The 21,598-nt window shown below is 52.2% G+C and carries 18 protein-coding genes; 5 read left to right on the top strand and 13 right to left on the bottom strand.

Annotated features, from left to right (window positions below):
* Positions 1-7 precede the first annotated feature (7 nt).
* Both dusA and tal read left to right on the top strand, forming a co-directional pair.
* Positions 8-1,036: a tRNA dihydrouridine(20/20a) synthase DusA gene (gene dusA / locus D9N13_RS10240; RefSeq protein ID WP_290589040.1), complete on the top strand. Its 1,029-nt coding sequence runs from the start codon at positions 8-10 to the stop codon at positions 1,034-1,036.
* 1 nt (position 1,037) lies between these two features.
* Entirely contained in the window at positions 1,038-1,991 is a 954-nt protein-coding gene (tal, locus tag D9N13_RS10235) for a transaldolase (RefSeq protein ID WP_290589037.1), read from the top strand.
* A gap of 13 nt (positions 1,992-2,004) precedes the next feature.
* On the opposite strand, the gene D9N13_RS10230 is transcribed toward tal, so the two are convergent.
* Both D9N13_RS10230 and D9N13_RS10225 read right to left on the bottom strand, forming a co-directional pair.
* On the bottom strand, positions 2,005-2,562 hold the full coding sequence (locus tag D9N13_RS10230) for an STAS domain-containing protein (RefSeq protein ID WP_290589034.1): 558 nt from the start codon (positions 2,560-2,562) through the stop codon (positions 2,005-2,007).
* A 62-nt stretch (positions 2,563-2,624) separates the two neighbouring features.
* The gene (locus D9N13_RS10225) at positions 2,625-3,821 is read right to left on the bottom strand and encodes a SpoIIE family protein phosphatase (protein ID WP_290589031.1); all 1,197 of its coding nucleotides are present in this window, start codon (positions 3,819-3,821) and stop codon (positions 2,625-2,627) included.
* 258 nt (positions 3,822-4,079) lie between these two features.
* On the opposite strand from D9N13_RS10225, the gene D9N13_RS10220 reads away from it, so the two are divergent.
* Complete coding sequence (locus D9N13_RS10220) at positions 4,080-4,391, top strand: PilZ domain-containing protein (RefSeq protein WP_290589029.1); 312 nt, start codon at positions 4,080-4,082, stop codon at positions 4,389-4,391.
* A gap of 50 nt (positions 4,392-4,441) precedes the next feature.
* On the opposite strand, the gene D9N13_RS10215 is transcribed toward D9N13_RS10220, so the two are convergent.
* The 11 genes from D9N13_RS10215 to D9N13_RS10165 form a co-directional block, all read right to left on the bottom strand.
* The gene (locus tag D9N13_RS10215; protein WP_290589026.1) at positions 4,442-6,007 is read right to left on the bottom strand and encodes a hypothetical protein; all 1,566 of its coding nucleotides are present in this window, start codon (positions 6,005-6,007) and stop codon (positions 4,442-4,444) included.
* Between the two features lie 149 nt (positions 6,008-6,156).
* Complete coding sequence (locus D9N13_RS10210) at positions 6,157-6,921, bottom strand: VacJ family lipoprotein (RefSeq protein WP_411268152.1); 765 nt, start codon at positions 6,919-6,921, stop codon at positions 6,157-6,159.
* An 80-nt stretch (positions 6,922-7,001) separates the two neighbouring features.
* A complete protein-coding gene (locus D9N13_RS10205; RefSeq protein ID WP_290589021.1) occupies positions 7,002-7,661 on the bottom strand; it encodes a DoxX family protein in 660 nt (219 codons plus the stop codon).
* A gap of 4 nt (positions 7,662-7,665) precedes the next feature.
* The gene (locus D9N13_RS10200) at positions 7,666-8,445 is read right to left on the bottom strand and encodes a DUF2063 domain-containing protein (protein WP_290589018.1); all 780 of its coding nucleotides are present in this window, start codon (positions 8,443-8,445) and stop codon (positions 7,666-7,668) included.
* A gap of 11 nt (positions 8,446-8,456) precedes the next feature.
* Complete coding sequence (locus D9N13_RS10195; protein ID WP_290589015.1) at positions 8,457-9,308, bottom strand: DUF692 domain-containing protein; 852 nt, start codon at positions 9,306-9,308, stop codon at positions 8,457-8,459.
* A 3-nt stretch (positions 9,309-9,311) separates the two neighbouring features.
* Entirely contained in the window at positions 9,312-9,680 is a 369-nt protein-coding gene (locus tag D9N13_RS10190; protein ID WP_290589012.1) for a hypothetical protein, read from the bottom strand.
* Between the two features lie 299 nt (positions 9,681-9,979).
* Positions 9,980-11,092, bottom strand: a complete 1,113-nt coding sequence (locus tag D9N13_RS10185) for a beta-ketoacyl-ACP synthase III (RefSeq protein ID WP_317622492.1) — start codon at positions 11,090-11,092, stop codon at positions 9,980-9,982.
* A gap of 140 nt (positions 11,093-11,232) precedes the next feature.
* Positions 11,233-12,216, bottom strand: a complete 984-nt coding sequence (locus tag D9N13_RS10180) for an alpha/beta fold hydrolase (protein ID WP_290589005.1) — start codon at positions 12,214-12,216, stop codon at positions 11,233-11,235.
* Positions 12,217-12,244: 28 nt separating this feature from the next.
* Positions 12,245-16,168, bottom strand: coding sequence for an ATP-dependent RNA helicase HrpA (gene hrpA / locus D9N13_RS10175; protein ID WP_290589003.1), 3,924 nt, complete (start codon positions 16,166-16,168; stop codon positions 12,245-12,247).
* A 100-nt stretch (positions 16,169-16,268) separates the two neighbouring features.
* The gene (locus D9N13_RS10170; RefSeq protein ID WP_290589000.1) at positions 16,269-17,933 is read right to left on the bottom strand and encodes an AMP-binding protein; all 1,665 of its coding nucleotides are present in this window, start codon (positions 17,931-17,933) and stop codon (positions 16,269-16,271) included.
* A gap of 129 nt (positions 17,934-18,062) precedes the next feature.
* A complete protein-coding gene (locus D9N13_RS10165) occupies positions 18,063-18,908 on the bottom strand; it encodes a DUF547 domain-containing protein (RefSeq protein ID WP_290588998.1) in 846 nt (281 codons plus the stop codon).
* Positions 18,909-18,956: 48 nt separating this feature from the next.
* Here D9N13_RS10165 and D9N13_RS10160 point away from each other — a divergent pair, with 48 nt between their 5' ends.
* Both D9N13_RS10160 and D9N13_RS10155 read left to right on the top strand, forming a co-directional pair.
* Positions 18,957-20,516 carry a glycerol-3-phosphate dehydrogenase gene (locus tag D9N13_RS10160; protein ID WP_290588996.1) on the top strand — a complete coding sequence of 520 codons (1,560 nt, stop codon included), beginning with the start codon at positions 18,957-18,959 and terminating at the stop codon, positions 20,514-20,516.
* A gap of 36 nt (positions 20,517-20,552) precedes the next feature.
* Positions 20,553-21,530, top strand: coding sequence for an alpha/beta hydrolase (locus D9N13_RS10155; RefSeq protein WP_290588993.1), 978 nt, complete (start codon positions 20,553-20,555; stop codon positions 21,528-21,530).
* The last annotated feature ends 68 nt before the right edge of the window (positions 21,531-21,598 follow it).

Below are 21,598 nucleotides of genomic sequence, written 5' to 3'. Positions count from 1 at the left end.
CGCTGAAATGACTCAAAAAACTATCGACAGACGCTTTTGTATTGCCCCCATGCTGGATTGGACAGACACCCACTGCCGTGGCTTTCACCGTCTGTTGACCCGGCAGGCTGTGCTTTATACGGAAATGGTAACCACCGGCGCCCTCATCTATGGGGATGTGGAACGTCACCTGCGCTTTGGCCCAACCGAACACCCGGTTGCATTGCAATTGGGTGGCAGCGACCCCGCTGATCTGGCCCGCTGCAGCAAGCTGGCACAGGATTACGGCTACGATGAAGTAAACCTGAACGTGGGCTGCCCCAGTGACCGGGTACAATCAGGCCGCTTTGGCGCCTGTCTGATGGCGGAACCCGGTTTGGTGGCGGAGTGCACCGCCGCCATGAGGCGCGCGGTTACCATACCCGTAACCGTGAAATGCCGCATAGGCATCGATCAGCAGGATGACTACGCCGATTTGCAACGCTTTGTCACCACGGTTGCCGACAGCGGTGTTTCCACCTTCATTGTACATGCGCGCAAAGCCTGGCTGGATGGCCTGAGCCCGAAAGAAAACCGAGACATTCCGCCGCTCAACTACGAACGCGTCTATCTGCTGAAACAGGAATTTCCCCACCTGGAAATCATCATTAACGGCGGCATCAACAGCCTGGATGAAAGCCTCGGGCACCTGAGCAAAGTGGATGGCGTCATGATGGGCCGGGCCGCCTATCAAAGCCCATACATTCTGAAGCAGGTGGACCAACGAATTTATGGTGCAGGCCGCCCGGTCATCAGTGATGGTGAACTGATGGATCAACTCTACACCTATATAGAACAGCGTATGGAACAAGGTGCCCAGCTTAAATTCATCAGCCGGCATATTGTTGGCCTGTTTCAGAGCCGGCCCGGGGCTCGGCAATGGCGACGCTTCATCAGTGAAAACGCCTACCAGCCTGGTGCCGGGGTGGAGGTTATTCGAAGGGCAGCAGCCTTCATCCCGGATTTGTCATATGATAACAGCATACTTGAATCTTCTGTTTCCAACCTAAGGCCATGATATGGAAAACAAGCTGGAGCAACTGAAAAACATGACCACTGTGGTGGCTGACACCGGGGATATTGAAGCCATTCGACGCTATCAGCCCATTGACGCCACCACCAACCCCTCGTTGTTGCTGAAAGCCGCCGCCATTGAAGACTATCAACCCTTGCTGGCGAAAAGCCTGCGCGATGCGCAAACAGCACAAACCCGGCACCATATTACGCTGGCCTGCGAGCATCTGGCAGTGAACATCGGCCGCGAGATACTGAATATTATTCCCGGAAAAATATCCACCGAAGTGGATGCCCGGCTTTCCTTTGATACATCCGCCACCATCAATACCGCACGCCGCATCATCAGCCTGTACGAACAATCCGGCATCGATCGCGAGCGTATCCTGATTAAAATTGCCTCCTCCTGGGAAGGCATTCAAGCCGCAAAACAATTGGAACAGGAAGGCATTGAATGTAATCTGACGCTGCTGTTCAGCTTTTATCAGGCCGTGGCCTGTGCAGAGGCGGATGCCACGCTGATATCCCCTTTTGTGGGCCGAATTCTGGATTGGTACAAAGCCAATACAGAACAGAAAGAATACCTCCCGGCGGAAGATCCAGGGGTGCTGTCGGTTACGTCTATCTATCAATACTATAAACAGTTCGACTATCACACCATTGTGATGGGGGCCAGCTTTCGCAACACCGGTGAGATTGAACAGTTAGCCGGCTGCGATCGGCTCACCATTAGCCCAGAGCTTATGGGAGAGCTGGAAGCCGACAAGGATACTCTGGAAAGAAAACTCAGCCCGCAAATGAGCTGTGCGCAACAGGAAAAAATCTCATTGTCTGAAAAGGCATTCCGCTGGCATATGAACGAAGATGCAATGGCTACAGAAAAACTTGCGGAGGGAATCCGGAACTTTGCCAGGGATCAGGTGAAGCTGGAACAACTCATGCGGGCGATTGCAGAGTAAGTGTGATCTGCTCTTAATTGAATCGGTGATATTTGCTGTCACCGCAGCAATATTTTGAGTCCGGAGACATACCGTCGTCTGCCGGCTGTTCCAACGCAGCCACTACATCCCTGAAGGTTTCGTGGTTACGCTCATTCATGTCCATCAGGATTCGGTGAGCCTCCAGTACTTTCTCGAAGGCGTTGCGCTCGTCACAGGGAATGTTGGGCATCTCAGTCATGGAAGGGCTTTTGACCGGGGCTTCATGAACAATATTAAACACTTTCTCGAACCCCATGGTGTCGAGAATTCGGGTAACATCAGGCTCTGTACTGATGATCAGCGGTTTACGCTTGAAGCGTTTTCGGGTTTGTATGGCAATTTTCGCTAACAGGCCCAGTGCGGTGCTGTCGATGATCTGGGTTTTACTCAAATCAATAAGCACGGAATTCAACTGCTTATCCCGAAACATATTTTCAATGAAGTTATCCAGTGTCGCACAGATTGGAACCCTGATTTCGCCAATCAACTTGAGCACATAGGTGCCCTGATGAATTGCATACAGTGCTTTTCCGGTGTTGGATTCAGCCATGGATCTACTTAACTGCCCTGCTTCACCCGCTTCCACGAGTATAAAAAAGTCTACCTTGCCCCCTACCTTGGTGAGCAAGAAACCGTCATAAGCGCAATATCATCGGGAATCGCATCTTTGTCGCGTAAGTCCAGGTGATCTAAGAGCTGACCTATATTATGAATCCCCTTGGATACGATTTCCATAAGGTATTGCTCTTTTTCTGCCACCGATTGCTGCGGCATCACTTCCAGTACGCCATCTGAAAAAACCACTAAATCGAACTCATCACCCAAACTAACTTCCTGATTTTCATAAGAAACATCATCAAACAAACCCACTGGAAGGCCCTTACCCTCCAACGCCAACGCACTGTTATTGGTCACCAGTATGGGGGGCGGAAAGTGGGCGGCACTGCAGTACACCAGTTTGCGCGCGGTATAGTCTATATATCCGCAAAATACTGCCAGATGTTTGCCCAAACCCAATGGCAGGAGTTCCTCGTTGGCCTGTTTCAATATTTCCGCTGGCCGCAACGGCTCCGGTTGATCGGTGTTGTAATGCTGTTTAACCCGAATGGCCATGGTTTTGAGCAGCACGGTGACAAATGCCGATGAAGCACCATGGCCTGAGACATCGGCCAGATAAAAACCGATACGATTGGGGCCAAGGCTAAAATGATCAACAAAATCACCGCTGAGATAGAGAGAGGGGATGATCTGGTACTCCACCTGCAGCCGGCCATAACGCTTCTTCGTCTCAGGCAACATCTTCAACTGAACTACCCGCGCGGCTTCCTGATCTTCTTTCAACAGTCTGAGACTGTCGTTCAGCTCGCGGTTTTTCTGTTCCAGTTGTGCCCGGTAATGCTGATTCTGCACCTGCATTTCATGATCATCCAAAGCCCTTTTTACCGCATGTAACAGCACTTCATGGTCAGAAATGGGTTTCAGTAAAAAGTCCGTTGCCCCCAGGCGCAGAGCCTTCACCACGTCGTCCATTTCCCCCGCATCCGATATCATAATGACCTGAGTGCTGTAATCACTGTTGGTTATTTCACTAAGGATGGAAAGACCATCAATGTCTGGTGAGGCGACATCACAAATAACCACCTGGGGGTGATGCTCAGACCAGAAACGTAAACCGGGCTCAGATTCACATTCAACATGCACGTGATAACCCTCATCACGCAGACAACTTGAAATGTGAGCCTGAAGATCTGACAATTGATCGATCAACAGAATGGTTATGTCGGTTCCCGATGCTTGGGGGGACTTCATACTGGCAGCAATCTACTCTCTACATTAAAGACACGGTATAAGTGTCTGACATCCCATTTGTAAGATCAAAAATTACTCTCAAAAATCACACAATGCAACCAAAGGCTAAACAGAGTGTTGCCAAAGGCCTGCTAAATAATTTAGCGATCTAAAAGATAGCGATATCTGAACGCTCTGATATACTCAATTGGACTTGCATGAGGTACGTTGCCCTACAAAAATCACAATAATAAGGCTGAACATAGCGAGAGAGGACACATGGCTTTGTCAGAAAGATCCTACGAAGAAAAGCGCGGTTTTATCCGAATGAAGGTAGACACCATGGTCACCTTCACTAAAGTGGATGCAAAAGAGCGATACGAAGGTCGCTGTCGCAATCTAAGTGGTGCCGGCATGCTGCTGGAAACTGAAAAAAAGTTGGAAATTGGTGATCGCTTGCGGGTCAGCATTCCTTCAGAAGGGCCCGACTTCTCGCCGCTGGATGCCGTGGTGGAAGTGGTAAGGGTAACCCCACTCCCCAACCTGCATTTCTTCAGGCTTGGTGTGGTCATTAAGAAAATCTGCAATTAAGAAAAGGCCCGCTAAAGCGGGCCTTTTTTTGTAGTCATTGCCTGTTGACTTCACTGCTTAACGTCATTGGCTGCGAGATTTTTGTGTTTTCTGGCGCTGGCGATCGCTTCAAAACCTTTCAGGTCCGACGCAAACGCCTCCTGAGTTTCAAATATCAGGCGCTCCAGCTCACTGGATACCCTCTCATCCGGCAACACCCGATCGTTCACAATCCCCATGCCAATGCGGACAAAGAAATTATCCAATCCTTCAAACGCGGTTTTAAAGGTAATCGTTGAAGTATCGCCGCTGGGGGATTCATCAAACTGAGCGCCGACAAGAATACCCTTGCCTTCGTTTCCCTTACAGGCCACTGCAATAAACTCTTCGATAATCTCATCGATATCTTTCGGTAACACCACGTCAATCATGGACGTAGGCATGATACCCAGAGCATTGCCCTGTACACGAATATCCGGCACATCCGACATCTGACCCACCAATTTTGCACCTTCTTTGGTAGACAGGAACTGGACTCTGGCTTTGGCATTATTAATATGGGTCACTACCCCAAGAATGGTCATAGTACTGTCCATATGTGCCGTAAAATTCCAGGGTTTGTCATCTTCAATGGGCGGTGCGTCCAGCATCACTTTGCCGCCCTTTATGGGAACAATACGGCCATCGGCAATAAATGCCTGAAAGGTTCCCCGCAGGGTTCGGCTATCCAGCTCCGCACTGAACAACTCCCCTCGCTCATCTTCCAAACGCAATGACCCACGGAACAGACGATCCATATTCTGCAGATGACCGACAATATGGGGATAAAATGCCTTCATACGCTCAGGGTTGATGGTAAAAGAGGCCTTCAGTTGCCGATATGGTTTATTCAGATCGTGGTATACCAGGTCATCAATAGAGCCAAGATGGGAAAGCAGTTCCCACATGGCAGGGAACGATGCCCACAGGGGGGCAATAATATCGATATCTTCCGAACCCAGATCAGGGTTCATCTTGATTACCTTATCGCGATACTGCTGAGTGGAGACGCCGGATTTTTCTATTTGAAAAGCGGGCGCGCCGTCCACCACAACCCGAAAGGTTTCCACCGCAGCATCCTGCACCGACGGCCAGCGCATCTCCCCTACCCCCATTTGCATGTTGCCACGCATCAGATAGTGATCGCCGAAACTGCCATCAATTTTTTTAGCCTGTACCTGAACAGAAACGTCACCTAGAGTGCGGGGTAAACCATCCGGTCGAACCCCGATTGCAGTGGGATCCGGGCCCACCTGATAGCGGTCACCCTGACGTGCACCGTACACCCTCAGCGCCCGCCATTGGCCCTGTTGCTCAGGCAGCATTTCATAAAAGTCGCTCAGGTTGAAGGATTCCAGATTCTCCCACATCTGATCGACGAAGTTCTGTGTCTGCTGATGGAATTCCATCCTGCGCAACACAGTGCGGTTCAGGTCGGCCATCTCCCGCATACGAATGATGGCAACATCAGGGTCACCTTCTCCCGCCAGTTCAACAGATGCAGCCCACCCTCGATCCAGTACCTCAGGCGGAACGGCCCACGCGGAGCCGGACAAAGAAGCGGCCGCCAAGAGGGCCGAAATAACGTTCATTTTCATAGCAATTCCCTAACTCGTTTTTGTTATGTCCCTTGGGAACTATGTCCATAATGTGTCAGAGCACGACGTAAGTCCAGATGATGATGCCCCGTGCATCTGTTCAATTGGGCCATTAATGCCTGATAGCCGCCCTGTGGAGACCATTGGCCTCACTCCAGGGCTTCATCCTCCGGATACTCGTCATCAAAGTCATCAAACAGTTCATCGTCCTCCAGGAAGTCATGATTCATCTGGCCATCACTTACCAAGAAGTCCCGGCGCTGCAGGTACGCATCCCGGAAGAAGGTATAACGGTCGCCGGCAATGAGTTTTTCCGCATCCAGCAATCCGGCCCGTAAATCCACAATATCCACCGCGCGAATACTGTATCGGGTTAAATCGTGATCTACAGTGTTGTATGGGGAGATATAATAGTCAGGGACCAAACCGGCGCTGTCCCGCAACGTGTTCGGGCCCAACAGTGGCAGCACCAGATAGGGGCCTGAACCAACCCCCCAGTATCCCAGTGTTTGCCCGAAATCCTCGTCGTGCCGATCCAGCCCGATTCTGGAACCAATATCAATAAACCCGAACACACCTACCGTCGTATTCACAATAAACCGGGTGGTATCCAGGCCTGCCTGCTTAAGTTTGAGCTGGAGCAGATCATTAAATATGGTCCTGATCTCACCCACATTGTTAAAGAAGTTGGTCACCCCATCCTGCAATGGATCCGGCATGGCTTTATCGTATCCCGTGGCCACCGGTTTAAGAACGTAAAAATCCAACGTGTCGTTGAACGTAAACACGGCCCGATTGAACCCTTCCCACGGGTCTCTTTCTGCAGGTGATGCTGCCTGAGCCCAAGCGGTACCGGCCAACAGGCAACCCATCAGCAAAGCCAGGCAACCCTGGAACCGGATAGTATTTAACATGGTCGTCATCTAGAGGGTCCTTTCCACACACAAGCGCCCGATTCTAACCCGAGTGGCAAACCATGACAAAGAATCCCTGTTTAGTGCTGTGCTGCTGCTTCCCCAGCGCGCCGCCGATATGTCCGTGCAATCCAATAGTCAACACTCAGATAACGCCCGGCACCCATAAAAAAGAGCGTTAGCAACATGATGAAATAGGTAGTCGCAAACTCAATCCCATTATTCAGAATCACGAAATTGCCCTTTTCGGTCAACCACTCATAGTTGCCGTTTTCACGCAGAATAGACCGCGCCCTATCAAGGCGTTTACCAACCTCAACACTATTGTGCAGACTTGCTTCGGCGCCAGGGAAACCAACGGGAGCCAACACACTGGCCACACTGGTGGCCGGATCAGAGGGGGCAATGGCAAACCAGCCTTTATCCCAATGGGCAGTGACGGCTGCCACCAGCATGGTAATCATCAGTGGTATGGCAAACCAGCGCACTGCAACTCCAAACAACAAGGCAAAGCCGCCCAGCAGTTCCGCGCTGGTCGCCAGCAAGGCCATCAGTTCAGGGGCCGGCAGCTCCAGAGAATATTGGAACCAGGCAACAATATCATCGAAGTTATGAGCTTTATGCAGGCCAACAGCGATAAAAACCGGGGCCAAATACAAACGCAACGCCAATGGCGCAAGAAATTCAGCCTTACGGGTGCAATCCAAAAGGTCATGCAGCTTATTCAGAACACCAAGCATTGAGTTATCCTTTTATGGTTGTTAACTCGGTTCCTAATATGATGCCGTTGTCACGTAATTGTTTCAGTGCCTGTTCACCGCCCTGCATCACAACCTGCTCATCAAGGCCCGCCAATTCCGCTGCCACGGTTTTCACGGCATCGTATCCGCTCAAGCCCGGATTTTCATCCAGCACCAAAAGTAAGCGTGCCGTGACACCATTGATTTCCATAAAACGCACCACATCGCCACTATCCCGATAAACGATCAGAAAAGTGGGAATGTCCGCGGGCTGTTGCGGAACAAAGTCCACACTGATCCGATGCACTGGGTATTGATAGCTCACCACATGGGCCAGCGGGGATACCAGTGGGCGCCCCTGCATGAGATCACCGCCCTGGTTGAAGCCGGTCGCAGGGATTTCATCGGTGTCGGTTTCCACCGCCAACTCCATCCACTCGTAATGCGCCAGTTCCACCATAAATGGAAAATCATCTGCCTCCGGCACACGTGCAGTCTGAAGATAGCCTAAAAACTCCTGACTGATTTCAAGAAAATAAGGCGATTGGCAACGATAGCGGCTGAAAAAATCACGCACCATCCGGTGCCACTTTTCGTCGTGGGTCAGGCTGCGTAATACGGGAAAGGCACCACTGATAAAACCTTCTACGTTATTGTAAAAAAGGTCACGATAGATCTGCATACGTCGGTCTTCAACACCTTGCGGGCCCGGGACTTCGGCAGGATTGCGAAGGTGGGCAGCGAACTCGTACTGCAGCGTCTTAAATGACAGGCCATCTCTCATGACGCTATTCCTCAAGCCGTTTTCTCGTTTGCCGGCCGATACCTGGCCTGAATCTGATGAATCTTATCGACTTCACCCAACAACTCAACGACCTCGGGGATATTGAAATCACGCTCCAACAGCGTCGGTTTAACACCGAACATGCGGTAAGTCTTTTCCAGCAACGTCCACACCGGATCAATCACATCAGAACCATGAGTGTCCACGATCAGATCCTCGGCCTCGTTGTAGTGACCGGCCACATGAATATACTGAATGCGTTCACCGGGTATTTGCTGGAGAAAGGTTTCGGCATCATAGCCATGGTTGACGCTGTTCACGTAGATATTATTGACGTCCAGCAAGAGACCACAATCAGCCTCATTCAGGACGGCACGTAAAAATTCGATCTCGGTCATCTCCTGACCCGGCGCAGCATAGTAGGAAACATTCTCAATACCCATTGGGCGCTCGAGAATGTCCTGCACCAAATGGATTCGCTGAACAACATGCTTCACCGCCTCAGCGGTAAAGGGAATGGGCATCAGATCGTATAAATGTCCGTCATCACTGCAGTAGCTCAGGTGTTCGGTATAAACATCGATCCGATGTTCATCCAGAAAGGCTTTTATGGATTTTACCAGCTTCACATCGATGGGTTCCGGACCACCCAATGACAGTGAAAGCCCGTGGGTCACAAAGGGATAGGCCTCTGTCATGGCACGTAACTGCTTACCGTAGCGCCCACCCAAATGAATCCAGTTTTCCGGCGCTACTTCCATGAAATCCACTTGCCCGGGCTTTTGTTCGCAAAGCGGGCCAATAATGGCCCGCCGCAAACCCAGTCCGGCACCGTGAATGGTTTCTGGACTGCTGTTTCTCATGGCTTATTTACCACACTTGCCTTCACCACATTTACCTTCCTTCTTGGCTTTCATCCCTTCGCCACAATTGCCTTCTTTGGCTTTCATATTCTCGCCGCAATTGCCTTCTTTGGACTTCATATTCTCACCACAATTGCCCTCCTTGGACTTCATATTCTCGCCGCACTTACCTTCTTTGGACTTCATGCCCTCACCGCAATTGCCCTCTTTGGCCTTGCCCTCATGATGGGCTGCGAGCTCATAGCCGGCAGTGAGTGCATTGGTTGCAAAGGGATTTTCTGCAGCGTTAACAGGGGTTGCTGTCATTGCGGACGCTACCAGTGCGGCACCCACACCGGCAGCAAGAGGGTTCAGTGAATTGAACTTAGCCATGGTTTTCTCCTTGGTTCGTATACTACTCTCTGGTTTGAAACGGGCGTATGCCCACAAAGTTCACCTGCGATGACAAAACAGTCAATCACACAGTTACTGCAAATTAAGACTGGGTAATACGAGAGATGTTTCATCCATGTTTCAGGTTTTTTTTGTTTTCCCTTAGATATTAGTCAATTATCACCATAAAATCACAATTTGACGTGATAAAAGTGGTCGCCATAAAAAAAGCCACAGTCCCGGGACCGTGGCTTTGCTGATTCGTGAGGGGCTCATCGAGCGGAGCTGTTGGTTTGTGTCTAGTGTCGCTTCACGATAATGCTGCCCGCCGAATAGCCGGCACCGAAGGAACAAATCACGCCGATTTCGCCCGCCGCCATATCCTGGCGGTACTTATGGAATGCAATCACCGACCCCGCGGAGCTGGTATTGGCATACTCGTTCAGGATAACCGGTGCCTCTTCAGCGGTGGCTTCGCGGCCCAGCACCTTTTTGGAGATCAGCAAATTCATGCCGAGATTGGCCTGATGCAACCACATACGCTTCAAATCATCGGTTTCGATGCCCTCGTCGGATAGATGGCTGACAATCATTTCCGCCACCATGGGTACCACCTCCTTGAACACCTTACGCCCATTTTGGCGGAACAGCTTGTCCCGGGCCCCAACACCACTTTCATCGCAGCGGTTTAAAAAGCCGAAATTGTTACGGATGTTATTGGAAAACTGGGTCTGCAGTCGGCTACCCAGAATTTCCCAATTGTCCGCACTGGTACTGGTCTCCAGTCGTTCAACGATCATTGCCGTACAGACATCGCCAAAAATAAAGTGGCAATCGCGATCCTCCCAGGCCAGGTGCCCGGAACAGATTTCAGGATTCAGCACCAGAACCGAGCGGGCGGAGCCGGCTAGAATAGCATCCTTCGCAGCTTGCAGGCCAAAGGTTGCCGAAGAACAGGCCACGTTCATATCGAAGCCGAAGCCCTTTATGCCCAGCGCTTCCTGGACCTCGATGGCCATGGCAGGGTAGGCACGTTGCATATTGGAGCAGGCGACAATGACCGCATCAATGTCATCGGCGGTTTTATTGGCTTGCTCCATGGCGTCGCGAGCCGCCGCAACAGCAATTTCACATTGAACAGACTGCTCCTCATCACTGCGCTCTGCAATAAAGGGATGCATGCGTTTTGGATCAAGCACACCGGACTTGTTCATCACATAACGGCTTTCGATACCGGAAGCCTTCACGATAAACTCTTCGCTTGAGTACGATAACGGTTCCAGCTCGCCTGCTTCGATTGCCGCTTTGTTGTCCTCGTTGTATAAATCCACGTACTGATTAAAGGTTGCCACCAGCTCTGCATTACTGATGGATTCCTGGGGTGTGTAAAGTCCCGTACCGCTGATGACCACTGTGGGGGGCTGCGTAGTTTGCGACACTTCTACCTCCGGCATTGTTATCTTTATCGCTTTTACCGTGCTGTAATTGCGTTGTCTTGCATGTTGAATTGGATGCTCATGGCCGGGTAAACAAAAAGGGCCATTGAGTGCAATCAGTTGCCGTTCTCAGCAGAATGTCCCTGATTTCTGGGTTCGGGACCATTCCCATCCTTCGCCTCTTCCCTCAACCGATTCATTTCCAGCATCCAGTTTACCATGAATGGGAAGTGATCATGCACTGCATCGGGATGGGTCAGCATGCTGATCTGTGAGTAATTGTGTCTGTTTCCCAAATTCATGCCAAGCACCACCAGGCGGCCATTATGGTGGCCAATCTCCCGCATGAACCCCTTCACATCCGCGGCATTACAGCGCGCCAGGTCCGCACTGGGGGCAAAATACAGCGTAGGCGGGAAATTCAGACCTTTGCTGAGGGCCTCACCATAATCGAATTGATCCTGGGGATCGATCCAGGCGCCCCCCTGCAACCAGTTGCTGCTGTCCTGCTGTATACCGAGGAACTCATTCTCTGCACCGATTCTAAGCCCCCGCCCCGGCATGTATCCCTTGCAGCGCGCCACCAGTGAAGCCAGCCAACCCCACATACCATCCAGCCAGATCAGACGGGACAGGCTGCGCTGAACGGTAACCCGGTGGCTGCCAAAATGGATTAGCCCATTAAGGCTCGCCTGGTAGCCCGGGAAGCGCGCCAGCACGCTACTGGCCAAAACGCCCCCCCAGGCATGGGTTATCCAGAATGCCGGGGCTGCGCCTTTCAAGGCCTGGATGGTATCGAGTATCGCGGGAATATCCTGATTGACCGCATCGCCAACGCGGTAGTTGACCCAGGCACTCACCGGAGGCCAGGAACGGCCCTTGCCCCGCAAGTCAGGAATGAACGTGTCAAAGCCCTGCTCTGCCAGATAATGTGCCAACCCCCGCCCCTGGCGGGAATAAAAAATGGTCCCATCTTCCAACAGGCCATGCAGAAGCAACACGGCGGGCGCATCAGGATTATCCGACAGGCGGCGCAAATGTAATTGCTGCCCGCCGGGCAAAGGCACCATTAATGAGGATTCGATCTTTCTCACCGCCATAACCGCAGTCCTTGCAGGTCGTGTACGATCATACTGCCACGCTCTGCCACAGCTTTTGTAATCGCTTATAGGATACAGGATAAGGGGTCTTCACGCCCTGGGCAAACAGGGAAACCCGATATTCTTCCAGTGCCCAGCGCCACTGCTCAAGGGATTCATCCAGCACCCCTTCTTTCCGGTGTTTGTTCGCCCGATTCTGGTACTGCTCCCACAGCAGATCGAGTTCATCAATAAGCTGTTGATCACGGTCGATCTTGCCCTGCAGCCGTTGCCAGCGCAGCTCGATTGCCTCCAGATACCGGGGGTAATTCAGCAATGCCGTATACGGAATGATATGCAGCCAATCCGTGGGGAAGAGCCGCTCCAGTTGCTTGTTGATATCCGCCCGTGTTGCCTTTTTAGCGGGCGATTTATCTTGCGCCACCAGGTTTTTCACACGGTGGTGACCTTCCAGAATACGGGTAATCAGGTCTTCAACGTCGGCTGCTGCCTGAGTCAGCCGGGAGCGACCGGACTGCAGTCTGGCCTGGAACGCCTGCTCAGTTCTGACCGCAGGCTGCCCGGCAACAAAGGCACGATAAAATGCCATGTCCACCACACCGTCGGAGAGTGCTTTACGGTCACCAAACGGCGCGAACTTGATGGCTGCGGCCTCCGCTAAACCATGCTGCTTTTTGAGATAGCGAACCTGTTGCGGCAAAGCCAAAATGCACAACCGTAACAATCCCTGCTCCATTGCCTGCTGCGCTGCAAACGGCGTATCGAATAATTGCAGGGCCACACCATTGCCCTGGTCGGTGAGCGCTGGATAGGCTCTTACCACGGCCCCAGCTTGCTTCTTTTCATATACCTCAGGAATAGCATCGAAGGCCCAGCTATCGAATACCTCCTCACTCAGGCTATCCTGGGTCAATTGTTGCAAGGATTGCTTAAACTCCCCTTGCAGGGCTAATTTTACCTGCCGAATATCCCGGCCTTCCTTTAACACCTTGCCGTTGCGGTCCAACACTTTCAGATTGGCCAGCAAGTGCAACGGCAATGCTGCTTCATCAAAACTTTGCTCGGTTACATCCACCCGCTTTTTATCACGCAGATATTGCGCCAATTGTAATTTCAAAGAGCGATGCCGGTTAGGGCCTGTAGTCAAAAATGCATCCGCGAAATCCGGGGCAGGTACAAAGTTCTTGCGCAGCGCCTTAGGCAGACTTTTGATTAATGCGATACACTTCTCCCGTTCCAGCCCCGGCACCAACCATTCCAGCTTTTCTTCATCTACCTGATTAATCAACGTAACAGGCACAACAATATTCAGGCCATCCTGATGCTTGCCCGGTTCGAATTGATAATCAATGTTAATCCGCCCACCATCCACTTTCACCTGATCGGGATACGCCGCCATATCGATAGTGTCGGTATCGGTGCTGATCAATTGCTGTCGTTGTAAAAACAGAATCTCAGGATCATCACGCTCCGCTTTTTTACGCCAGCTCTCAAAGCTTTGACCATTCACTACCTGTTGGGGAATAATCGCGTCAAACAAGCTATACAACGTCAGGTCATCGATGAGAATGTCCCGGCGCCGGGATTTTTGTTCCAGATATTCCAGCTCTGCGATTAACTGCTGGTTGTGCTGAAAGAAAGGGGCTCGGGTATCATATTCATGCATTACCAATGCATGCTGAATAAATAATTCACGACAACGACCCGGGTCAATATTGCTGTAATTGACTCGTTTGCGCGGATTGATGATCAGACCAAACAGGCTGGTTTGCTCGTAGGCAATGGTGCACGCCGGCTTTTTCTTCCAATGCGGTTCAAAGTAGGTTTTTTTAAGCTGCGCTTTGCCCACCTGTTCCACCCATTCTGGCTCAATGCGTGCCACTGTACGGCCAAAGACCTTATGAGTTTCCACGATCTCCGCTGCCACTATCCACTTTGGTTTCTTCGGGTTCAGCGCCGAACCCGGGAAAACAGACAAGCTACGGTTGCGGGCTGCCAGGTACCCTTTTTTATCATCCCTGACAGCCACATGACTCAACAAACCACTTAAGATCGCACAGTGAACTTCTTCATAACGTGCAGGTTCGGTATTCTCCCGCCAACCCAATTGATGCACCACCTGTTTCAACTGCCGGTACACATCCTGCCATTCCCGTATGCGCAGGTAACTCAAAAAGTTGTCCACCAACCAGCGTCGGTAGCGATTATTGGTCAGGTCTGATTTTTGCTGCCCGCATTGGTGCCAGAGGTTCACAAAAGTAAGAAAATCGGACTCTTGATGCTGAAAGCGTTTCAGGGCTTCATCTGCCGCACCTTGACGGTCATGGGGCCGTTGCCAGGGTTCCTGCACACTTAAACCACTGGCAATAATCACCATTTCCTGCAGGCAACTGTGCTCCTTGGCGGCCACCAGCATTCGGGCAATTCGGGGATCAACCGGAAACTTGAGCAGGTCATAACCCAGGGCGGTAATCGTCCGTTTTCGATCGACCGCGCCAAGTTCTTCCAACAACCGGTAACCATCGTTCACCAACCGCTGATCAGGCGGATCAACAAAGGGGAAACGGGATACTTCGCCCAGCTTTAATCCCTGCATCTGCAGTATCACTGAAGCCAGGTTGGTACGCAGTATCTCAGGCTCTGTGTATTCCGGTCTATTCAGGAGGTCATCTTCTGAATACAACCGAAAGCAAATTCCCTCGGCAACCCGTCCACAACGCCCGGCCCGTTGATTGGCACTGGCCCGGGATACCGGTTCGATGGGTAACCGCTGTACTTTGGTGCGATAACTGTACCGACTGATGCGGGCTACGCCGGTATCAATGACATAACCTATGTTGGGTACGGTAATCGAGGTCTCTGCCACGTTGGTGGACAACACCACTCGCCGGCCGTGGTGAGGCTGAAAAACCCGGTTTTGCTCAGCATTACTCAAACGGGAATACAGCGGCAATATTTCAGTGTGGGCAGGCCCTTGTCGGCGCAGGCGCTCTGCCACCTGTCGAATATCGCGCTCACCAGCCAGAAACACCAGTACATCCTGCGGCCGGGAAGGATTGGCATGCGATCTCTCCAGTGAGTGGATCTCTTCCAGCACATGCAATATACCGTTTTCTATTGCACTCTCCTCGTCGGAGACGGCGGTTTCATCGCCCCCGCTATCGTCACCCAGCGGACGATAGCGAACTTCCACCGGGTAGGTGCGGCCGGATACTTCAATGACCGGTGCATCCTGAAAATAGCGGGAAAATCGCCAATGATCGATGGTGGCGGAGGTGATAATTACTTTGAGATCAGGGCGGCTTGGTAACAGCTGCTTGAGAAAGCCCAGCAGGAAATCTATATTCAAGGTGCGCTCATGGGCTTCATCGATGATGATGGCATCATAATGATTAAGGAAGCGATCCTGGGCCACTTCCGCCAGCAACATACCATCGGTCATGAGCTTGATGTGGCTGGTCTCCGACACCTGATCCTGAAAGCGGATTTTGTAACCCACTTTATCACCAACCTGAGTATTCAGTTCCTCGGCAATACGCTGAGCAACCGTGCGTGCCGCCAGCCGGCGCGGCTGTGTGTGACCGATATAGCCGGTTAATCCCAGCCCTGCCTGCAAACACATCTTAGGGATCTGGGTGGTTTTTCCGGAGCCGGTTTCGCCGGCGATAATCACCACCTGGTTGTGCCGGATTGCATCGACAATGTCATTGACCCTGGATGCCACCGGCAATGTATCCGGGTATTCCCATTGCGGAAGGCTGAGCCTGCGCGCTTGAACCATAGCCTGTGACTGCTCTAACGCTGACACAAGCCGTGCCAGATCCCGATCAACCGGTTTATTATGGGCCAGGCGCTGCTCGATGCTCTGCAATGAACGGCTGAAGCGAAATCGATCCTTGCTCAGGCAACCGGCAATCTGTTTACGTAGAACGGGAAGTGTGTCGGAAATCACGCCAAAACCTCATGTGTTATGGCGCTGCATTGTACCGGAGATAGACTGGAAAATGCAGGCCGCCAGAGAAGTCGGCCTGCGGCTTTACGCAACCAGCAGCTTACTGCCCCCGCAATTCACGACGCAGAATCTTACCCACATTGGTTTTGGGCAGGTCAGCACGGAATTCCACCAAACGGGGAACCTTGTAGCCAGTCAGGTTTTCTTTACAGTGCGCTATTACTTGTTCGGCGGTCAGGCTGTCATCGGATTTCACCACGAACAACTTAACTGCCTCGCCGCTTTTATCATCCGGCACACCGACAGCAGCACACTCCACTATACCCGGGTGCGTGCAGGCCACATCTTCCACTTCATTGGGATAAACATTAAATCCGGAAACCAGAATCATATCTTTTTTACGATCCACTATGCGCAGGAACCCATCTTCCTGGATCAACGCAACATCACCGGTTTTCAGCCATTCACCGTCTTTGGTCATGGTTTCTCTGGTGGCTTCCTCACGCTGCCAGTAGCCTTTCATCACCTGGGGGCCCCGAACGCACAGCTCACCGCTTTCGCCAATCGCCAGTTCGTTCTCGTCTTCATCAACAATTTTGACATCAGTTCCAGGTACCGGGATACCGATAGTGCCCACCTGAATGGCGTGAGGGGGATTCACACACACAACAGGCGAGGTTTCTGTCATACCAAAACCTTCCGCAATACGGTTGCCGGTAACGGACTCCCATTGATCGGCAACGGATTTCTGCAACGCCATACCACCGGCAATGGTCATTTTCAGGGAGCTGAAATCCAGCGTCTTGAATTCAGGATGATTCATCAACGCCACAAACAACGTGTTCAGGCCGGTAAAACAGGAGAATCGATGATTGCCCAGCTCTTTAACAAAAGCGGGAATATCACGCGGGTTGGTAATCAGAACGTTCATCGCACCATGGGACATCATGCCCAGGCAATTTACAGTAAACGAAAAAATATGGTAAAGCGGCAGTGGCGTAATAGCCACTTCCTGGCCCGGCCGCAACGTTCTCAGAATAAAGTCCATCTGCAGCATGTTGGATACCAGGTTTTTATGGGTCAGCATGGCACCCTTGGCAACACCGGTGGTACCGCCGGTGTATTGCAACACTGCGATGTCTTCACCAGCAGGTTGTGCAGTCTGGCTAAAGGTGGCAGCAGCACCCTTCGCCATGGCTTTGGTAAACGGCACCGCGCCTTTGATGGTGAAGTCGGGCACCATCTTCTTGATATGCTTAATAACAAAATTCATCAGTACTCGTTTCAGGGGGGGCTGCATGTCCGCCACCTGGGTAATGATGACATGTTTGATCCCGGTCTTGGGCAACACGTCAGCCACCGAATCACCAAAGTTTGCCAATGCCACCAGAGCCTTGCATCCGGCATCATTGAACTGATGCTCCATCTCCCGGGTGGTGTACATGGGGTTGGTGTTCACCACCACCATACCGGCGCGCAATGCTCCGAATATTACAATAGGGTATTGGATCAGATTCGGCATCTGCACCGCTATGCGGTCGCCTTTTTCCAGCGTGGTGTGATGCTGCAGATACGCAGCGAAATCTGCGCTCAGTTTATCCAGCTCGCCGTAGGTGATGGATACACCCATGTTATGAAATGCAGGGCGGTCTGCAAACTTCTTGCACGCATTTTCAAACACATCCAATACGGATTCATAGTCACCGTACTGGATGTCCGACGTGACGCCTTCAGGATATTTGTCCGACCAGATCTTCTCTACCATTTTGTTATTCCCCGACTCTCACTGAGGTTTAGTGACTTACTTTGGGATAGTTATGTCCATGCGAAGCGCGCGAAAGATTATCAGTTTTGGCGAAAATGGGCCAGAAAATCACCCGATCTTTGCCACAATTTACGGTGAATTCAGGGCCCAGTCGTACCGGTAATGGACATCACCAGCATGACCGGATAGTCGAGCAGCCAATTCCGGATCAGCGTACTGCAGCAGATGCCTGACAACACCCGCTTCACTATTGCCAAAATCAGTTTGGTACCAATCGTAGATGGAAGACAACACCAGGTCACCATCGTCGAAGCTGACCCCGCGTGGATGATTAACATAATCCTTTGCCCCTTGGTGCAAGAGCGCCTCCGTATTGCCGGCGCTATAAGCTTCCGCTGCCAGATTCGGACAGCCGACACTGGCGCAGTTCACCGCATAATGAATTCGATTATCCTGCCAGATCGGACGTAAAATCCTGTGTTCGATATCGTTCAGACTCAGGGGTTCACCGGCCACCTCCACCAGCTTTTCATTCCAGGGGCCAAAAGAGAAAAAACCGAACTTGATATCGCGAATACTCTCCACCGGATAGTGATCCAATATCAGCTTCACCGTGACTGCATTGTAAAGATTAATCCAATAGGCCAATTGTTCGGCCTTGTTGAACTGCAGGACAGGGATCTGTTGCAATTGCTCTACATAGCCATCAAGGCGGGATTTGTCTTGCCCGGTTACGGCGGCATAGTCGAAGCGGGTTACCACAGGGGAACCTAAGGTTTGCAGATACCGTTTGAGCAAGGTTGTCCAGGGGGAATGATCAATGACCGCAACACTGGATTGGTTGCTGCGGTTCCACTTTGGCCACAGTTCTGCAGCAGGGGCCGCATGACTGTTCTGCAAATACAACATGGCAAACAGCATTACGATGATTAATTTAGCTAGGCAGTTAAACGTGGCCTTGGGTTGACAGTGCATCTGTGTGTTCCATAGTTATAAACATATAACCCTAAATCAGGTGGTTTCATGGCAAACACGCAGGGCAAATCGTGTGATGTTCTGATCATCGGCGGTGGAATCAGCGGCGCTGCCATCGCTGCGGAGTGCGCGCAGCGGGGTTTGGCGGTGCTGCTGTGTGACCGGGGCGATGTGGGGGGAGCCAGTTCCTCACAGTCCGACCAGATTTTGCCGGGAGCCCTGCACTTTCTGCGTAGACACAACTTACCCTATTTTAATAAGGTCATCAAAGAGAAAGCGTTGCTGCAGCAGAGGGCACCACATTTGTATTGTGAACGCCCCTTCGTCGTGGTGCCATCGCAACAGGTTGCCCATTCCCCCATTAGCCGAATCTGGCTGTGGTTATTTCAACATTGGCTGCAGGGTGGCAAGCGCCCGACCCTGACAAAACGCCACGCCAGCCCACACCAACTGGCGCCACTGGCGGCGGGCGCCCACCCAGCCTGGGTGCTGGTGGAGAGTATGGTCGATGATGCCCGCCTGGTGATTGAAAACCTGTTGAGCGCTGCCAGCCACCAGGCATCCATCAGAACGCAGCAAACCTTGGTTCATGCCCGGCGCACCAATGGCCTGTGGCACAGTGAGCTACAGGGGCCTGACGGCCAGATCACGACACTCACAAGCCGTTGCCTGATTAATGCTACCGGTGCGCAGATAGCCGAAGCCCAGGAAAAAATTGAAGGAGCTGAGAGCCGTTGTTGGGTGGAACTGAAACGCAAGTTGTTTCTGGTTATCCCCAAATTCTATCAGGGTGATCAGGGATATCTGTTTGAATCAGACTGCGGCCAAATCAGTGTCAGCCCCTATCACGATCATTTCTGTCTGGTGGCCACAGTGACCGGCGTGGAAAAAGTGGCCGCCCCGTCTGCCGCAACGGAAAGCGAAATCTCCGATTTACTGCGACGACTGAACGAACATCTTATAACTCCTTTGTCCGCTGATTCAGTGTTACGCAGCTATATCATTCAACAACCCCTGTACAGTGATGCGTGCCAGGCAACGGCGGACGGTGTGGAGGACTATGCTCTGGATCTGAACTGTGCCGATGGCCAATCCCCTCTGATATCGGTGTTCGGGGGTAGTTTTGCCACCCATCGGGCCATGGCACAGCAGGCGGCGGAAATGCTGGGACAGTACGTGCAGCTGCAGGCAGCCGCGCCACCGGCAACGCCCCTGCCGGGGGGCGATGTGAATGCCACTTCATTCGACCAGTTCATTCTGGGCATTGCCAGCCAATTTCCCTGGCTGCCCAGCCACTTACTGAATCACTACTGCCGCACCTACGGCGCCCGCGCCCGCTTGCTGCTGGCCGGCAGCAAGCGTCTGGCCGATCTGGGGCCACAACTGACACCGGGGCTGTACCAGCGCGAGGCGGAATTTTTAGTGCAGCATGAATGGGTTAGATGCGCTGATGACATTTTGTGGCGGCGCACCCGGTTGGGCCTGTATGCGGAGCCCAACGACCAGGAACAACTGCAAAAGTGGATCAGCGATCATTTACCCTCCCCATCCGCAACCCAAGCGTATACAATGTGGTGCAACCCAGTATCATCAGGTCAAATACAGTAACACTGACCAATCACACGCAACACCCGGGAGACCACCATGCTTGCTGAAAAGCACTTTCTTACCAGCATCGATGGACACAAAATCTTTGTCAGAAAGTGGAGCAATCCCAAGCAAGCCAAGCCCCGTGCCGTGATCCACATCAACCACGGCATGGCGGAACATTGTCGCCGCTATGAGCCCATCGCCGAGCGCCTGGTGGCCGCTGGCTACATCGTTTACGCCCACGATCACCGGGGTCACGGCCACTCGATTCCCCAAGGAGGCCTGGTGGGCCACTACGCTGACAGAAACGGGTGGAAACTGGTGCTGTCAGACGTGCGCAAGGTCAACGAGTACCTCCACGCCCAACACCCCAGCCTGCCCCATGTGCTGCTCGGTCACAGCATGGGATCGTTCATTGTCCAGTGTTACTGCATACAGCATGGTGATACCGTGGATGCAGTGGTGTTGTCCGGCTCCGGATATTCCACACCGGGAGCACTGCGGGCACCCCGTATGCTGATCAAACTGGAAAAACTGCGTGGCGGCCCGAAAGGTCGCAGCCCGCTGATCGACTATCAGACGTTCGGCTCTTTCAACAAAAAGTTTGGTGACACCCGCACCGAAGCGGACTGGTTGACCCGTGACGAAGCGGAAGTGGACAAGTACCTGTCTGACCCCCTCTGTGGATTCCTGTGCACCAATCAGATGTGGCAGGATTTCCTGAGCGGCCTGGAAACGCTGAGCAAAATCAGAAATCTGAACAGTATTCCCAACAACCTGCCCTTCTACCTCATTTCCGGTGAACGGGATCCTCTGTCCTTCCATTCCACTCGACACGGCATCAACAAGCTGGCCAGCCACCTGCGCTCGTCAGGTCAGCAGGACGTCAGCGTGAAACTCTATGCAGACGGCCGGCATGAGATCTTCAACGAGCTGAACCGGGACGAAGTGATTGACGATTTACTGGGGTGGCTGGAATCCCGCCTGCCGCAACCGGCTAAAGCCAGGTTAGCCGCGTCCGCCCGGGCCTGACGGCAGATCAACTACTGATCAATCTCTAAGAATCCGTTACATTTATTCGCTGTCCACCTTGGGTGCAG

The sequence above is a fragment of the Ketobacter sp. GenoA1 genome, assembly GCF_003671475.1.
Classification (GTDB): Bacteria; Pseudomonadota; Gammaproteobacteria; order Pseudomonadales; family Ketobacteraceae; genus Ketobacter.
The sequence above is the reverse complement of the archived record's forward strand: the minus strand, read 5'-3'. Positions and strand labels throughout refer to the sequence as shown.

Excerpts from the sequence above, each read along its gene's own strand:
- dusA (WP_290589040.1), top strand. The coding sequence starts at position 8 with ATGACTCAAAAAACTATCGACAGACGCTTTTGTATTGCCCCCATGCTG.
- tal (WP_290589037.1), top strand. The coding sequence starts at position 1,038 with ATGGAAAACAAGCTGGAGCAACTGAAAAACATGACCACTGTGGTGGCT.
- D9N13_RS10230 (WP_290589034.1), bottom strand. The coding sequence starts at position 2,562 with ATGGCTGAATCCAACACCGGAAAAGCACTGTATGCAATTCATCAGGGC.
- D9N13_RS10225 (WP_290589031.1), bottom strand. The coding sequence starts at position 3,821 with ATGAAGTCCCCCCAAGCATCGGGAACCGACATAACCATTCTGTTGATC.
- D9N13_RS10220 (WP_290589029.1), top strand. The coding sequence starts at position 4,080 with ATGGCTTTGTCAGAAAGATCCTACGAAGAAAAGCGCGGTTTTATCCGA.
- D9N13_RS10215 (WP_290589026.1), bottom strand. The coding sequence starts at position 6,007 with ATGAAAATGAACGTTATTTCGGCCCTCTTGGCGGCCGCTTCTTTGTCC.
- D9N13_RS10210 (WP_411268152.1), bottom strand. The coding sequence starts at position 6,921 with ATGTTAAATACTATCCGGTTCCAGGGTTGCCTGGCTTTGCTGATGGGT.
- D9N13_RS10205 (WP_290589021.1), bottom strand. The coding sequence starts at position 7,661 with ATGCTTGGTGTTCTGAATAAGCTGCATGACCTTTTGGATTGCACCCGT.
- D9N13_RS10200 (WP_290589018.1), bottom strand. The coding sequence starts at position 8,445 with ATGAGAGATGGCCTGTCATTTAAGACGCTGCAGTACGAGTTCGCTGCC.
- D9N13_RS10195 (WP_290589015.1), bottom strand. The coding sequence starts at position 9,308 with ATGAGAAACAGCAGTCCAGAAACCATTCACGGTGCCGGACTGGGTTTG.
- D9N13_RS10190 (WP_290589012.1), bottom strand. The coding sequence starts at position 9,680 with ATGGCTAAGTTCAATTCACTGAACCCTCTTGCTGCCGGTGTGGGTGCC.
- D9N13_RS10180 (WP_290589005.1), bottom strand. The coding sequence starts at position 12,216 with ATGGCGGTGAGAAAGATCGAATCCTCATTAATGGTGCCTTTGCCCGGC.
- D9N13_RS10170 (WP_290589000.1), bottom strand. The coding sequence starts at position 17,933 with ATGGTAGAGAAGATCTGGTCGGACAAATATCCTGAAGGCGTCACGTCG.
- D9N13_RS10165 (WP_290588998.1), bottom strand. The coding sequence starts at position 18,908 with ATGCACTGTCAACCCAAGGCCACGTTTAACTGCCTAGCTAAATTAATC.
- D9N13_RS10160 (WP_290588996.1), top strand. The coding sequence starts at position 18,957 with ATGGCAAACACGCAGGGCAAATCGTGTGATGTTCTGATCATCGGCGGT.
- D9N13_RS10155 (WP_290588993.1), top strand. The coding sequence starts at position 20,553 with ATGCTTGCTGAAAAGCACTTTCTTACCAGCATCGATGGACACAAAATC.